Here is a 13,961-nt window from a genome sequence, read left to right as displayed (position 1 = left end):
GATGTACGAGGGCCGTTCGGTGCTGGTGGCCGGGGCGCGGGTGGCCGGAGCCGCCTGCGCCACCGCCCTGGCGGGCCTCGGCGCCAAGGTGACCGTCGTCGACCGGGCGGCCTCCGCCGAGACCGAGCGGCTCGCGGGCCAGGGCATCGCCGTCGTGATCGGCGAGCCCGACCCGGGGCAGCTGCTGGCCGGGGTCGACGACCTCGTCGTGTCCCCGGGCTTCCCGCCGCACCACCCCCTCGCCCTGGCCGCCGCGGCGTCCGGCATCGAGGTGTACAGCGAGCCGGAGCTCGCCTGGCGCCTGCGCAAACCGGACGGGCCCCGCTGGCTGGCCGTCACCGGCACCAACGGCAAGACCACCACGGTCACCATGCTGGCCGCGATCCTGGGCGCGGCCGGCCTGCGCACCGCGGCGCTGGGCAACATCGGCACCCCGCTGGTCGACGCCCAGTCGGGCGGCCCCGCCGGATACGAGGTGCTGGCCGTCGAGCTGTCCAGCTTCCAGCTGCACTGGTCCTCGACCATGGCCCCGCACGGCGGCGCGCTGCTCAATCTGGCCGACGACCACCTGGACTGGCACGGCGGCTTCGACCACTACGCGGGGGCCAAGACGGCCGTGTGGCGCTCCGTGCGCACCGGGGGCACCGCGGTCGGCAACCTCGACGATCCGCGCGTCAGGGCGCTACTGGAGGGGCTGCACGCGGCCCGGGTGCCCGGCCCGCTGGTCGGCTTCACCCTCGACGTGCCGCCGCCCGGCTGCGTGGGCGTGGTCGAGGACGTGCTCGTGGACCGCACCGGCGACGGCGACGCCCACGAACTGGCCACCCTGGCCGACATCCGCCCGGTCGGCGCGCACAACGTCGCCAACGCCCTGGCCGCCGCCGCGCTGGCGCTGTCGGTGGGCGTGTCGCACGAGGCGATCCGGCGGGGCCTGGCCGGCTACGTGCCCGAGCCGCACCGCAACGCGCGTGTTGCCGAGGTCGGCGGCGTGACCTGGGTCGACGACAGCAAGGCGACCAACCCGCACGCCGCCCAGGCGTCGCTGACCTCGTACGAGCGGATCGTGTGGGTGGCGGGCGGGCAGCTCAAGGGCGTCGACATCGACGAGCTGACGGCCCGCGTCGCGCCTCGGCTGGCCGGCGCGGTGCTGCTCGGCGTGGACCGCGCCGAGATCGCCGCGGCACTGGCACGACACGCGCCGCACCTGCCGGTGGTGGACGTGGCCCGCACGGATGATGGGGCGATGGCGGAGGTCGTGCAGGCGGCCGCCCGGCTGGCCGAGCCGGGCGACACCGTGCTGCTCGCCCCCGCCGCCGCGTCACTGGACATGTTCCCCAGCTACGCCCGCCGCGGCGACGCCTTCGCCGAGGCGGTCCGCGCCCTGCCCGCCACCACGGCCGGCTGAGTGCGACCACCCCGTTTTTAATCGACGTCGGCCTATTACATCGAATAAAAGAAGATCGAAGTCGATGTGATAGGCCAACGTCGATCGCAAGGCGGGGCGGCCGTGCCGGCTCGCCGGAGTGGGACAGGCAGCACGGCACAACAGAACAGCACCCCGTCCGCAGCGGCCGAGATCGGAGTCCTCTCGATGACCGGTGACGCCCGTACGGCAGCCCCGCCCGCCGAGGCGGACACGCCGGCTCCCCGCGCGCTGCGGGTGGACCTGTTCACCTGGCTGGCCGCCCTGCGCGGGCTGCTGTCGCGGCCACTGGCCTCGTACTACCTGCTGCTGGCCAGCGCCGGTCTGCTGCTGGTGATCGGGCTGGCGATGGTGTACTCGGCGACCAGCGTCGCGGCGTACAGCGCCAGCGGGAACGCGTTCGCGGTCATCGCGCAGCAGGTCATCGCCGCGGTGGTGGGCCTGGCCGCGTTCTGGGTCTGCCAGCGCCTGCCGCGGCGCACCTTCCGGGCCATGGCGCCGGTGGCGCTGACCGTGTCGATCGTGCTGCTGGTGCTGATGGACGGCATCGCGCTGCTGCACGCCTCCAAGGCGCTGCCCGAGCCCCGCATCGGCTTCATCCACTCCGAGACGCTGTGGCTGTACATCGGGCCGATCCAGCTGCAGCCGTCGGAGCTGGCGAAGTTCGCGCTGGTGCTGTGGGGCGCGGACGTGCTGACCCGCAAGGGCAACTCGATCGTGCGCCTGCGCGAGCTGCTGTCTCCGCTGTTCCCGCTGGTGGGCCTCCTGTTCGTGCTGGTCGGCTACACCGATCTGGGCACCATGCTGTGCCTGCTCATCCTGTTCATCGGCCTGCTCTGGGCGGCGGGCACGCCGATGCGCTACTTCGGCATGCTGATCGGCACCGGCCTGGCCGGTATCGCGCTGCTGATCGTCGCGCCCGGCCTGGGCGGCTACCGGTCGGACCGGTTCGGCGCGTTCTTCCAGACCGATGCCGAGGTCATCACCTGCACCGCCAACGACGACACGTGCTACCAGTCCAAGCAGGGGCTGCTGGCGATCTCCGACGGCGGCTGGTTCGGGGTCGGGCTGGGCAAGAGCAGCCTGAAGTGGAACTGGCTGCCCAGCGCGCACAACGACTTCATCTTCGCGGTGATCGCCGAGGAGCTCGGCGTGGTGGGCTGCCTGGTGGTGCTGTCGCTGTTCGCCGTGCTGACCTTCACCGGGCTGCGCATCGCCCGCCGGGTCAACGACCCGTTCCGCCGGATGGCGGCCTGCGCGGTGACGCTGTGGCTGGTGGCGCAGGCGGTCATCAACATCGGCGGGGTGGTCAAGCTGCTGCCGATCACCGGCCTGCCGCTGCCGTTCATCTCCGACGGCGGCACGGCCCTGGTGGTGACCCTGGCCGCGGTCGGCATGCTGGCGTCGTTCGCCCGCGCGGAGCCGGACGCGGCGCGAGCCCTGCATGCCCGTCCGGCCCCGAAGTGGGCCCAGCTAGTGTGGGCGCCGTTGCCACCTCTGCCGTCTCCGGCGCGACCCGCCGACGCGGCGGCGTCGCCGACCGCGGCGACGGGGGTGGCCAAGGCGCGCACAGCGCAGCCGAAGGACGTGCAGACGAAGGAGCCGGCGCCGCGCACCGGTGGACAGTCTTCGGGGGACCGCCGATCGGGCGGGTCGCCGGGACGGTCCGGCAACGCAGGTGGTCCGGGTGAGAGGAGACGGTGATGGTGTCAGGTGACGGTCGGTTGCGGTCGGTGGTGCTGGCCGGTGGAGGCACCGGTGGGCACATCTACCCGCTGCTGGCGTTCGCGGACTGTCTGCGCCGCCACGATCCCGAGGTGCGGATCACGTGCCTGGGCACGCCGCGCGGCCTGGAGACGGAGCTGATCCCGGCGGCCGGCTACGACCTGCGGCACATTCCGGCATACCAGCTGCCGCGTTCGGTGAACATGAACCTGCTGCGCACCCCGGACCGGATGTTCCGGTCCACCAAGGCGGCGCGCGCGGTCATGGACGAGGTCGAGGCGGACGCGGTCGTCGGCTTCGGCGGGTACGTCTCCGTCCCGGCCTACCTGGCCGCGTGGCGCCGGCACACGCCGATCGTGATCCACGAGGTGAACGTGCCGGCCGGGGTCGCCAACAAGCTGGGCATGCGCTTCACCGAGAACGTGGCGGTGGGCTTCCCGCACCAGCCGCGCCAGGACGAGTCGCTGCGCGGCGCGTCCGTGGTCGGCGTGCCGCTGCGCCAGTCCATCACCACGCTGGACCGGGTCGCGCTGCGTGAGCGGGCCCGCGCCCACTTCGGGCTGGACCCGCACCGCCCGACCCTGTTCGTCTTCGGCGCGTCGCAGGGCGCCCGCTCGATCAACCTGGCCGTGGCCGCCTCGGCGAAGGCGCTGACCTCGGCGGGCGTGCAGGTGCTGCACGTGATCGGCGCGCGCAACGAGGACTTCGAGGTGCCCAGCGACCTGGCCGCGCCGTACGTGCGGGTCAAGTTCATCAACGAGATGGAGCTGGGCTACGCCGCCGCCGATCTGGCGCTGTGCCGCGGTGGCGCGATGACCTGCGCGGAGACCGCCGCGCTCGGGGTGCCCGCGATCTACGTTCCGCTGCCCTACGGCAACGGCGAGCAGCGGCGCAACGCGCTCCCGGTCGTTGAGGCTGGTGGTGGACTTATCGTGGACGACGCCGAGCTGACCCCGCAGTGGATCGAGCAGAACGTGCTGCCGCTGGTGACGGATCCGGCCCGGTTGGCCACGATGGGCTACGCGGCCGCGGCGTACGGCCGGCGGGACGGCGACGAGCAACTGCGGGCGTTCCTGCTGAACGCGCTGGCGTCGGCGAAGCGAAACTAGGGAGGCGTGCAGTGGAGACGGCGGAGATGATCCCGGCGGGTGTGCTCACCGCGGAGGACCTGGGCCGGGTACACATGATCGGGGTGGGCGGCGTCGGCATGAGCGGCCTGGCCCGGCTGCTGCTGACCCGCGGCGTGCCGCTGTCCGGTTCGGAGCTGCGCGAGTGGCCCGCGCTGGCGGCGCTACGGGCGCTGGGCGGCACGATCTACATGAGCCACGACGTGTCGAACCTGGACGGCGTGGACACGGTCATCTACTCGACCGCGATCCCGGCCGACCACGTGGAGCTGGCCGAGGCGCGCAAGCGCGGGCTGCGCGTACTGCACCGCTCGGAGGCCCTCGCGGCGTCGATGACCGGGCGGCGCACCATCGCGGTGGCCGGCACGCACGGCAAGACCACCACCACCTCGATGATCACCCTGATCCTGCAGCAGGCGGGGCTGGCCCCGTCCTTCGTGATCGGCGGCGAGATCTCCGAGGTGGGCTCGAACGCCCACCACGGCACCGGCGAGTTCTTCGTCGCCGAGGCCGACGAGAGCGACCGGTCGTTCCTGCTGTACCGGCCACACGTGTCGATCATCACGAACGTGGAGGAGGACCACCTCAACACGTACGGCACGCTGGCCAACCTCGAGGACGCCTTCGTCGAGTTCGGCACGCTGGTCGAGCCGGACGGCTTCGTGGTCACCTGCGCCGACGACCCGGGCGCGATGCGGGTCACGGCCCGGCTGCGCGAGCTGGGCCGCACCGTGTTCACGTACGGCGAGTCGCCCGAGGCGGACCTGCGGCTGAGCGACATCACCACGACCGCCGCGGGCGTGCGCTACCTGGCCACGCTGGACGGGCAGGAGCTGGGCGAGTTCTCGATGCCGGTGCCCGGCCGGCACCTCGGCCTCAACAGCGCCTCGGCCGTGCTCACCGCGCTCAAACTGGGCGTGGATCCCGAGGTGGTGGCTGCCGGGCTGGCCGCGCACCCGGGCGTGCGCCGCCGCTTCGAACTCAAGGGCATCGTCAACGGCGTACGCGTCTACGACGAGTACGCGTACCACCCGACCTCGATGACCGCCGCGCTGCACACGCTGCGCGAGGTGGCGGGGGACGGCCGCCTGGTGGTGGTGTTCCAGCCCTACCGCATGTACCGCACCCGGGACCTGCAGGAGGAGATGGCCACCGCGCTGGCGCTCGCGGACCAGGCCGTGATCATGGAGGTCTTCGGCCCCGGCGAGGTGCGTGAGCCCGGCGAGGGCGGGGTGGCGCTGACCGCCGCGGTGCCGCTGCCGCCCGAGCAGAAGATCTTCGTGCCGTCCTGGGAGGACGTGCCGGGTGAGGTGGTCCGCCGGGCCCGCGAGGGCGACGTGGTGGTGACCATGGGGGCGCCGCCGATCTCGCTGATGGGCGACGAGCTCATGGCGGCCCTGTCGGAGCGCACCGACCCGGTCTCCCCGAACGGGTACGTCGCCCGTCACGCCTCACCGGACGCGCGAGAGCCGGCCTGATGCCGGAGGGCCCCGAGGACGGATCGCGGCGGCGCTGGCGGCTCGTGCGGGCCGGCACCGACGCCGTCCCGCCGTGGGTCCGGCAGTTCATGCGGCGTACCCGCATCCCGCTTTCCGGGGCCGGCCGGGTGCGCCGCAACCGGCAGATCGTGGCCCGGCTGGGCCTGGCCGCCGGTGCGCTGGTGGTGGTGAGCCTGCTGGGCTGGCTGGTCTTCGTCTCCCCGGTGCTCGGGGTGCGTGAGGTCTGGGTGGAGGGCGCCCTGATCCTGGAGCCCGACCAGGTGCGGGCCGCGGCGGGGGTGGCCGACGGCACGCCGCTGGCCCGGGTGGACACCGACGCGGTGCGCGCCCGGGTGGCGGCGCTGCCTCCGGCCCGGGAGGTGACCGTCTCCCGCAATTGGCCGTCCACTCTCGTCATCGAGGTGGTCGAGCGGACGCCGGTCGGTGCGGTGCCCAACGGAAAGAAGTACGATCTTTTCGATGATCATGGTGTGATCTACCGTACGGTCTCCGGCGTCCCGTCCGGTGTCGTGCGGGTGCAGTTGGCCACGCCGGGTCCCCAGGACGTCTCCACCCAGTCGGCGCTGACGGTTCTGCGGTCGCTGACCAAGCGGCTGCGGTCCGAACTGGTCACCCTGATCGTGGAAGGGCCGGCCCGGATCCGGCTGGAAATGTCCGGGGACAGGGTCGTGACCTGGGGCGACGCTGAGGAGAGCGAGATGAAGGCGAAGGTGGCGGACGCCCTGCTGGCCAAGCCGGACAAGCGCATCGACGTCAGCGGCGTGCCGGAGGTCGTGACCCTCGGCTGAGCCGGTCCGGCGGCTCGCCGCCGCGGTGGCGTGCGCGAGGTCTCCATAGTGGAGTACGAGACACGCCGCAGTGGTCCTTGGATCACAGCGTGCCGACGCTTACGTTTCCGTACAAGACAATGATTGACATAACCGTAAGGCTCTAGTAGAGGTTTAGGGTTCCCGCCCCGAACCGCTGCCGGAGCGGCACCGGCCGGAGGTCCGCCTCCGCCGTTGCGGCAAGCAAGGCCGGGTGGGGGCGCAGCCCTCGCCCTTGTGGCACAAGAGCCTCGAAGGAAGGGTCCGATGACACCTCCGCACAATTACCTCGCGGTCATCAAGGTCGTCGGCATCGGCGGCGGTGGCGTCAATGCCGTCAACCGCATGATCGAGGTCGGCCTCAAGGGCGTGGAGTTCATCGCCATCAACACCGACGCGCAGGCGCTGCTGATGAGCGACGCCGACGTCAAGCTCGACGTGGGCCGGGAGCTGACCCGCGGGCTCGGCGCCGGGGCCAACCCGGACGTCGGCAAGAACGCCGCCGAGGACCACCGCGACGAGATCGAGGAGGTGCTCAAGGGTGCCGACATGGTCTTCGTGACGTGCGGCGAGGGCGGCGGCACCGGCACCGGCGGCGCGCCCGTGGTGGCCAACATCGCCCGCAAGCTCGGGGCGCTGACCATCGGCGTGGTCACCCGGCCGTTCTCCTTCGAGGGCAAGCGCCGCCAGGTCCAGGCCGAGTCCGGGATCGAGGAGCTGCGCAACCAGTGCGACACGCTCATCGTGATCCCCAACGACCGGCTGCTGGCGCTGGGCGACCGCGGCATCACCATGATGGACGCGTTCCGGCAGGCGGACCAGGTGCTGCTCTCCGGTGTCCAGGGCATCACCGACCTGATCACCACGCCGGGTCTGATCAACCTCGACTTCGCCGACGTCAAGAGCGTCATGAGCGGCGCAGGCAGCGCGCTGATGGGCATCGGCAGCGCCCGGGGCGACAACCGCGCGGTGGAGGCGGCCGAGCGTGCCATCTCCAGCCCCCTGCTGGAGCAGAGCATGGACGGCGCACGCGGCGTGCTGCTGTCCATCGCGGGCGGCTCCGACCTGGGCCTGTTCGAGATCAACGACGCGGCGCAGCTGGTCACCGACGCGGCCCACCCGGACGCGAACATCATCTTCGGCGCGGTCATCGACGACGCGCTCGGCGACGAGGTGCGGGTGACCGTGATCGCGGCCGGGTTCGACGGCGGCTCGCCGTCCTACAAGCCGGTGGAGATCCCGCGCAAGGTCACCCCGCCGGTGGAGGCGCCGACCCTGCGCCACCCGACGCCGACCAGCACGCCGCCCGCGCAGTCGCAGCGCAAGGTGCTGTTCGACGACGTGGACGTGCCGGACTTCCTGAAGAACGGGTCTTAGTTCGGCAAGAAGCAGTCGGCATAGTTTGAAGACCGGGTCCGCGAGCGGCCCGCCTCTCGTGATCGAAGCTCCGGCCATGCGGTAAGAACAGCATGACCGGAGCTTCTTTCGTACCTGGAGTGGATCTTGACTGACCAGCAGCGGCGCGAGCAGATCGCGGCGAACCTGGCGGCGGTGCGCGAGCGCATCGCCGCGGCCGCGGCGCGGGCCGGGCGTCCCCCGAGCGAGATCACCCTGGTCGCGGTCACCAAGACCTACCCCGCGTCCGACGTGCTGCACCTGGCCGCGCTCGGGGTGGCCGACGTGGGGGAGAACCGCGACCAGGAGGCCGCCCCCAAGGCCGCCGAGACCGCCGCGGCAGGGGTGGACCTGCGCTGGCACTTCATCGGGCAGCTGCAGCGCAACAAGGCCCGTTCCGTGGCCTCCTACGCCGCGATGGTGCACTCGGTCGACTCGGTGCGGCTGGCGACGGCGCTGGCGGGCGCGGCGCAGCGGGCGGCCGAGGAGGGCCGGCCGGGACCGCTCGACGCGCTGGTGCAGATCAGTGTGGACGGTGCCGCGGAGCGGGGCGGCGCGCTGGCCGTCGGCGAGGATCCTGATCGGGCGCTGCTGCGCGTGGCGCAGGCCGTGGCGGCCTCGCCCGCGCTGCGGCTGCGCGGCGTGATGGCGGTGGCCCCGCTCGACTGGGCGCCCGAGCGAGCCTTCGCCGAGGTGGCCCGGTGCGCCGCGCTGATCCGGGCGGAACATCCTGATGCGACGGTGGTCTCCGCAGGCATGAGCGACGATCTGGACGAGGCCGTGGCGTGCGGCGCGACACATGTGCGCATCGGCAGCGCATTGCTCGGAATGCGACCACCCCTGCGGTAGCCTGGCGGCTGGCACCGAAATTACACGAGTGTGGTTAACCCACGTGAGTGAAGATGAAGTGCAGCAGGCACCGGCTTGGTGGCGGGCTTTGATAGAGAGCTGGTGTCTGCGCGAGAGCGGCACAGGCACGGGGGTTTGTGCCGCACGGCGGACGGAGGGGCGCGGCAATGGGCGCACTGCGGAAGGCGGGTGTCTGGCTCGGGCTGGTCGAGGACGATGACGAGCACGAGTACGACGAGCCTGCCTACGACAAGGGGTATTCCTCCGGTTACCGCGACCGCGGGGGTCGCCGCGGCGACCGGGCGGAGGACCGCTACTCGCGTGACGGGGGCCGGTACAACGACGACTTCGAGGACGACGACGACCTGGACGAGGCGCCGGCGGTCCCGCGTACCCGGATGGCGGCCGACCGCAGCGGTTCGGCGCGCCTGGAGGCGGCGCGCGAATCGGCGCGGGCGGAGGCCACCCGGCTGAACGTGGAGGCGCGCCTGGAGGCGGCGCGGGCCGAGCGGGCCACGGTCCGTCCGATCACCCGTCCGCTGACCGCGGCGCCGGCCACGGCGTCGACCACCACCGCGACACGCGACAACCTGGCGCTGGCGCCCCAGGCGCAGCCGCAGCAGCGGGTGGCGGCGACGGCCGAGGACGACCGGCGTCCGCAGATCACCACGCTGCATCCCACCACGTACAACGAGGCGCGGCAGATCGGGGAGCGGTTCCGGGACGGCACACCGGTGATCATGAACCTGACGGAGATGGACGAGGCGGACGCCAAGCGTCTGGTTGACTTCGCTGCGGGACTCGCATTCGGGTTGCGGGGTACGATCGAGCGCGTCACCAACCGGGTGTTCCTGCTCTCACCGGCCAACGTCCAGGTCACCGCCGAGGACAAGGCCAAGATCGCCGAGGGCGGGTACCTCAACCAGAGTTAGTCCTACCGAGGGACTCCGACTGTCGTGTTTTCGCCTGTGCTGCAGGTCGCGTATCTCGCGATCTACGTGTTCTACCTGGTGCTCCTGGCCAGGTTCGTGATGGGTTACGTGCTCTCGTTCAGCCGGCGCTGGCAGCCGGTGCGAGGGTCGGCCGCCGCGCTCGAGGTGGTGTGGAGCGTCACTGATCCGCCTCTCAAAGCGTTGAGGCGTGTGATCCCACCGTTGCGCATTGGTACCGTGAGCATCGACCTGAGCTCCATCGTCCTGTTGATTATCCTTTACGTGCTGATGATTATCGTCGGGCGACTGATCGCCGGGTGACCCCCACCCGGTGACCGGTTCCCAACGCGGCCGCGACTGACCCGAGGAGTTTCGATGCCGCTCACCCCGGCCGACGTGCACAACGTCGCCTTTAAAAAGCCTCCGATCGGCAAGCGGGGGTACGACGAGGAGGAGGTCGACGCCTTCCTCGATGAGGTCGAGCGCGAACTCGCCCGTTTGATCGAAGAGAACAGCGAACTGCGCATGCAGGTCGAGCGTGGCGGCGGTGGCCGTCAGCCGGTCGGCCCCGGCGGCCCCGACCCGCGTCTGGCGGCGGAGCTGAACGAGATGAAGGCCCAGCTCGACCGCATGCAGCGCGACAAGTCCGCGGCCGAGCAGGCTGCGCGCGCGATGCAGAACGAGCTGGAGCAGCTGCGCGGCGGCGGCATGGCGGCCGCGGCGGCGATGTCCGGCCCCGAGGGCGAGCAGCAGGCCCTGCGCGTGCTGATGATGGCCCAGCGCACCGCCGACGACCACGTGTCGGATGCCCGACGCGAGGCCGACAAGGTGCTGTCCGAGGCCCGTTCCAAGGCCGAGGAGGTCACCCGGGACGCCCGGGCGAAGGCCGACGCGCTCGAGCGCGACGCCCGCCAGCGCCACCAGGAGGCGATCAGCGGCCTGGACGCCAAGCGCACCGCGCTGCAGCAGCACATCGACACGCTCAAGCAGTTCGAGCGGGAGTACCGCACGCGCCTGAAGGCGTACCTGGAGAGCCAGCTGCGCGACCTGGAAGGCCGCGGTCAGAGCCTGGAGGCCGAGATCGGCCGCGAGGACCGTCCGGCCGGCGGTGGCCTGGCCGCCGCGGGCTCGGGTTCGGGTTCGTTCAACGGCCGCTGAGGCGGCTGCGTCACCGGCGCCACGACCGGCGTCCCCGGGCGGTCCGTTTCGGCGGACCGCCGGGGCGCGGCGGCAGGTCCCGGCGGCATGTTCCACCACCTGTACCACCCCTCACGCACAGCCAGAGTCACCGCGGCAGCCTCACCCCTCGTCGCTGCCGTCGCACCGCAGATAGAAAACGAGCCTGGGTGCCTCCGAGCCGTGACACGGCCGGCGCCCCGGGTTCGCCGGTGCGGGACCATCCCGCGCCGGTAGCGAGACGGCGGGTTCGTGAGCGCTTCCCCCCGGGTGATGCCCAGGAGCGTGTCCCGGACCAGCCGAGACCTGGATCTAGCCGACGCGGCGGGGGTGAGCTGTGATAGTCGCAAGTCTGCTGCTCATCCTCGTTGCCGTTGTGCTGCTCGTGCTGGGCCTCACGGACGGATCGAGCGGTCTGCTCGTCGGTTCGATCGGCACCAGCCTGCTGGCCGCGGTCGCCCTTGTGGTGGGCGCACGCCAGGCTGCTGCCGCGCGAGCCGCGGCCGGGCTCCTCGACGAAGACGAGGACGAGCAGTTCGACGGTGACGAGGATGACGAACCGGTCGGCCGGCGTGCCGGCGGCCGGTCTGTGGTGCCGCCCCGGGTTCCCGAACGGGACGACTGGGACGACGAGCCGGCGCACCAGCCGGTGCTCGGCCGCACCGACAGCGAACAGATGTCTGCTGGATACCAGCAGACCGAGGTGATGCTGCCGGCGCAGGGCGCGGGCGGGCGAGCCGACGATTTCGACGACGAGGACCCACCGGACGAGCCGGTTGCGCAGCGGGTCTCCCCGGCTGACGCGGCGCGTATCGCCCGGATGTCGGCGGACGTGCTGGTGATCGACGGACGGCCGCGCTACCACGTGGCCGGGTGCGTGCACCTGCTGGGACGGCCGTACGAGCCGCTCCCGGTGTCCGAGGCCGTGGACCTGGGCTTCAGCCCGTGCGGCCTCTGTGAGCCGGACAGCGCCCTGCTGGCCGACGCCCGCCGGGTCTGACCGGCCCGGTCCTCCGATGCACCCGCTGATCTTCTCGGGCGGGGCGATCGACCGCTCGGCGCGCCGCCTCACGGGGCGGCGCGCCGGGGCGGGTCGGTGATCCCGGGCGGGACACCGGAGGTCCTGTCACATGGCCGGAAGGGGCTTCCGGCACAATGGGTCATGGCACGTGATCGGTCCTCCTCGGTGACGGAACCCGCCGTGGTCGCGGTCCGGGTCAAACCGGGCGCGGGACGGACCCGGGTCGGCGGCGCCTATCCGGGGCCGCACGGCATCGCGGTGATCGTGGCGGTGCAGGCGCCCGCCGTCGACGGCCGCGCGACCGAGGCGGCCCGCCGCGCGCTGGCCGACGCGCTGTCGCTACCCGCGGCCAGCGTCTCGCTACGCACCGGCCTGGCCAGCCGGGACAAGCTCTTCCTGATCGAGACGCCGCCCGCCGACCTGGCGGCCCGCCTGACCGCACTGCACGAGGCGGGTCGGTGATCGCGCACCTGGACATGGCCCTGCTGATCGGGGCCGCGGTGCTGCTCGTCGCGGTGGCCGCCGTGCGCTGGTCCACCCGCCTCGGGGTGCCGAGTCTGCTCGTCTACCTGGCCATCGGCGTGCTGCTGGGCTCGGTGTTCGGCCTGCGGTTCGACAACGCCGAGCTGGTGCGCCTGCTGGGCACCTGCGCCCTCGTGCTGATCATTGCCGAGGGCGGCCTCACCGCCCGCTGGACCACGCTGCGCCCGGTGCTGGGGCTGGCCTCGACGCTGGCCACGCTGGGCGTGGTGGTGAGCGTGGTGGTGGTCACCGTGGTCTGCCATTTCCTGCTGGGCTGGGACTGGCGCACCGCGGCGCTGATCGGCGCGGTGCTGTCGTCCACCGACGCGGCCGCCGTCTTCTCCACCCTGCGCCGGCTGCGGCTGCGCCCGCGCCTGGTCGCCACGCTGGAGGCGGAGTCGGGCATCAACGACGCCCCGGTGGTGCTGCTGGTGATCCTGCTGTCGAGCCCGGCGGGCATCGGGCCGTGGTGGCAGGAGGCCCTGCTCATCGCGTACGAGCTGGCGGCCGGCGCGGTGATCGGTCTGCTGGTCGGTGTGGTGGGCCGGGAGCTGCTGCGCCGGGCGGCGCTGCCCGCGGCGGGCCTCTACCCGCTGGCCGCGGTCGGCCTGACGGTGCTGGCGTACGCCGGCGGCGCGGTCCTGCACGCCTCGGGCTTCCTCGCCGTCTACGCCGCGGGAGTGGTGCTCGGCAACTCGCGGCTGCCGCACCGCCAGGCGATCCTCGGTTTCGCCGACGGCCTGGCCTGGCTGTCCCAGATCGGCCTGTTCGTCCTGCTCGGCCTGCTGGTCTCGCCGCCGGGCCTGGTGCAGATGCTGGTGCCCGCGGTGCTGGTGGGGGTGGTGCTGACCTTCGTCGCCCGCCCGCTGTCGGTGCTGGCCAGCGCCACTCCGTTCGGGGTGGGCTGGCGCGAGCAGCTGTTCCTGTCCTGGGCGGGGCTGCGCGGCGCGGTGCCGATCGTGCTGGCGACCATCCCGCTCGCGCAGGGCGTGCCGGGCGCCGAGGCCCTCTTCAACATCGTGTTCGTGCTGGTGGTGGTGTTCACCATGGTGCAGGCGGGCACGCTGCCCGCGGTGGCCGTCCGGCTGGGCGTGACGGCCCCGGGGGAGGCCACCGAGCTGCGGGTGGAGACGGCGCCGCTGGACCGGATGCACGCCGAGCTGCTGCAGATCGAGGTGGCGCCGGGCTCCGGTCTGGCCGGCGTTCACCTCGACGAGCTACGGCTGCCGGTGGGCGCGTCGGTGACTCTGGTGCTGCGGGACGGTGTCGGATTCGTACCCGATCGCGACACAAGGTTGCGAATGGGTGACAGTCTGCTAATCGTTGCCACCGAAGCGGTACGCGACGACGCCGAACGTCGGCTGCGGGCCGTGAGCCGGCGGGGCCGGCTGGCCCACTGGTTCGGGGAGGACGGCCGAGAACACGGGGACTAGGTGATATTGTCCTTTTTGCCAAATTCACCAGAAAGGGACGGTCGACGCGGCAA

The 13,961-nt window shown here is 72.1% G+C and carries 13 protein-coding genes; all 13 read left to right on the top strand.

What is annotated here, in order from left to right:
• The first annotated feature begins 1 nt into the window (after position 1).
• Positions 2–1,405 (top strand): UDP-N-acetylmuramoyl-L-alanine--D-glutamate ligase, encoded by a 1,404-nt coding sequence (gene murD, locus FLL47_RS17000; RefSeq protein WP_144121472.1) that lies wholly within the window; start codon positions 2–4, stop codon positions 1,403–1,405.
• A gap of 186 nt (positions 1,406–1,591) precedes the next feature.
• Entirely contained in the window at positions 1,592–3,127 is a 1,536-nt protein-coding gene (locus FLL47_RS16995) for an FtsW/RodA/SpoVE family cell cycle protein (protein ID WP_144121471.1), read from the top strand.
• On the top strand, positions 3,127–4,257 hold the full coding sequence (gene murG, locus FLL47_RS16990) for an undecaprenyldiphospho-muramoylpentapeptide beta-N-acetylglucosaminyltransferase (protein ID WP_144121470.1): 1,131 nt from the start codon (positions 3,127–3,129) through the stop codon (positions 4,255–4,257). Before FLL47_RS16995 ends, murG begins: the two co-directional genes overlap by 1 nt.
• Before the next feature lie 26 nt (positions 4,258–4,283).
• Complete coding sequence (murC, locus tag FLL47_RS16985) at positions 4,284–5,753, top strand: UDP-N-acetylmuramate--L-alanine ligase (protein WP_144121619.1); 1,470 nt, start codon at positions 4,284–4,286, stop codon at positions 5,751–5,753.
• Positions 5,753–6,562 (top strand): cell division protein FtsQ/DivIB, encoded by an 810-nt coding sequence (locus FLL47_RS16980; RefSeq protein ID WP_144121469.1) that lies wholly within the window; start codon positions 5,753–5,755, stop codon positions 6,560–6,562. The genes murC and FLL47_RS16980 overlap by 1 nt, the downstream gene beginning before the upstream one ends.
• 285 nt (positions 6,563–6,847) lie before the next feature.
• Positions 6,848–7,957, top strand: a complete 1,110-nt coding sequence (gene ftsZ, locus FLL47_RS16975) for a cell division protein FtsZ (protein ID WP_144121468.1) — start codon at positions 6,848–6,850, stop codon at positions 7,955–7,957.
• A gap of 123 nt (positions 7,958–8,080) precedes the next feature.
• A complete protein-coding gene (locus FLL47_RS16970) occupies positions 8,081–8,824 on the top strand; it encodes a YggS family pyridoxal phosphate-dependent enzyme (protein ID WP_144121467.1) in 744 nt (247 codons plus the stop codon).
• 167 nt (positions 8,825–8,991) lie between these two features.
• Positions 8,992–9,756 carry a cell division protein SepF gene (locus FLL47_RS16965; RefSeq protein ID WP_144121466.1) on the top strand — a complete coding sequence of 255 codons (765 nt, stop codon included), beginning with the start codon at positions 8,992–8,994 and terminating at the stop codon, positions 9,754–9,756.
• 24 nt (positions 9,757–9,780) lie between these two features.
• Complete coding sequence (locus FLL47_RS16960; protein WP_144121465.1) at positions 9,781–10,077, top strand: YggT family protein; 297 nt, start codon at positions 9,781–9,783, stop codon at positions 10,075–10,077.
• Positions 10,078–10,131: 54 nt separating this feature from the next.
• The gene (locus FLL47_RS16955; RefSeq protein ID WP_144121464.1) at positions 10,132–10,914 is read left to right on the top strand and encodes a DivIVA domain-containing protein; all 783 of its coding nucleotides are present in this window, start codon (positions 10,132–10,134) and stop codon (positions 10,912–10,914) included.
• A 355-nt stretch (positions 10,915–11,269) separates the two neighbouring features.
• Positions 11,270–11,932, top strand: a complete 663-nt coding sequence (locus FLL47_RS16950; protein ID WP_144121463.1) for a hypothetical protein — start codon at positions 11,270–11,272, stop codon at positions 11,930–11,932.
• 162 nt (positions 11,933–12,094) lie between these two features.
• Complete coding sequence (locus FLL47_RS16945; RefSeq protein WP_144121462.1) at positions 12,095–12,415, top strand: DUF167 domain-containing protein; 321 nt, start codon at positions 12,095–12,097, stop codon at positions 12,413–12,415.
• Between the two features lie 14 nt (positions 12,416–12,429).
• Entirely contained in the window at positions 12,430–13,908 is a 1,479-nt protein-coding gene (locus FLL47_RS16940; protein ID WP_425457715.1) for a potassium/proton antiporter, read from the top strand.
• Positions 13,909–13,961 lie beyond the last annotated feature (53 nt).

The sequence above is a fragment of the Catellatospora sichuanensis genome (assembly GCF_007483665.1).
In the GTDB taxonomy this organism is placed as follows: Bacteria; Actinomycetota; Actinomycetes; order Mycobacteriales; family Micromonosporaceae; genus Catellatospora; species Catellatospora sichuanensis.
The sequence above is the reverse complement of the archived record's forward strand: the minus strand, read 5'-3'. Positions and strand labels throughout refer to the sequence as shown.

Coding starts and splice junctions, on each gene's coding strand:
- murD (WP_144121472.1), top strand. CDS start 2: ATGTACGAGGGCCGTTCGGTGCTGGTGGCCGGGGCGCGGGTGGCCGGA.
- FLL47_RS16995 (WP_144121471.1), top strand. CDS start 1,592: ATGACCGGTGACGCCCGTACGGCAGCCCCGCCCGCCGAGGCGGACACG.
- murG (WP_144121470.1), top strand. CDS start 3,127: ATGGTGTCAGGTGACGGTCGGTTGCGGTCGGTGGTGCTGGCCGGTGGA.
- murC (WP_144121619.1), top strand. CDS start 4,284: ATGATCCCGGCGGGTGTGCTCACCGCGGAGGACCTGGGCCGGGTACAC.
- FLL47_RS16980 (WP_144121469.1), top strand. CDS start 5,753: ATGCCGGAGGGCCCCGAGGACGGATCGCGGCGGCGCTGGCGGCTCGTG.
- ftsZ (WP_144121468.1), top strand. CDS start 6,848: ATGACACCTCCGCACAATTACCTCGCGGTCATCAAGGTCGTCGGCATC.
- FLL47_RS16965 (WP_144121466.1), top strand. CDS start 8,992: ATGGGCGCACTGCGGAAGGCGGGTGTCTGGCTCGGGCTGGTCGAGGAC.
- FLL47_RS16955 (WP_144121464.1), top strand. CDS start 10,132: ATGCCGCTCACCCCGGCCGACGTGCACAACGTCGCCTTTAAAAAGCCT.
- FLL47_RS16945 (WP_144121462.1), top strand. CDS start 12,095: ATGGCACGTGATCGGTCCTCCTCGGTGACGGAACCCGCCGTGGTCGCG.
- FLL47_RS16940 (WP_425457715.1), top strand. CDS start 12,430: ATGGCCCTGCTGATCGGGGCCGCGGTGCTGCTCGTCGCGGTGGCCGCC.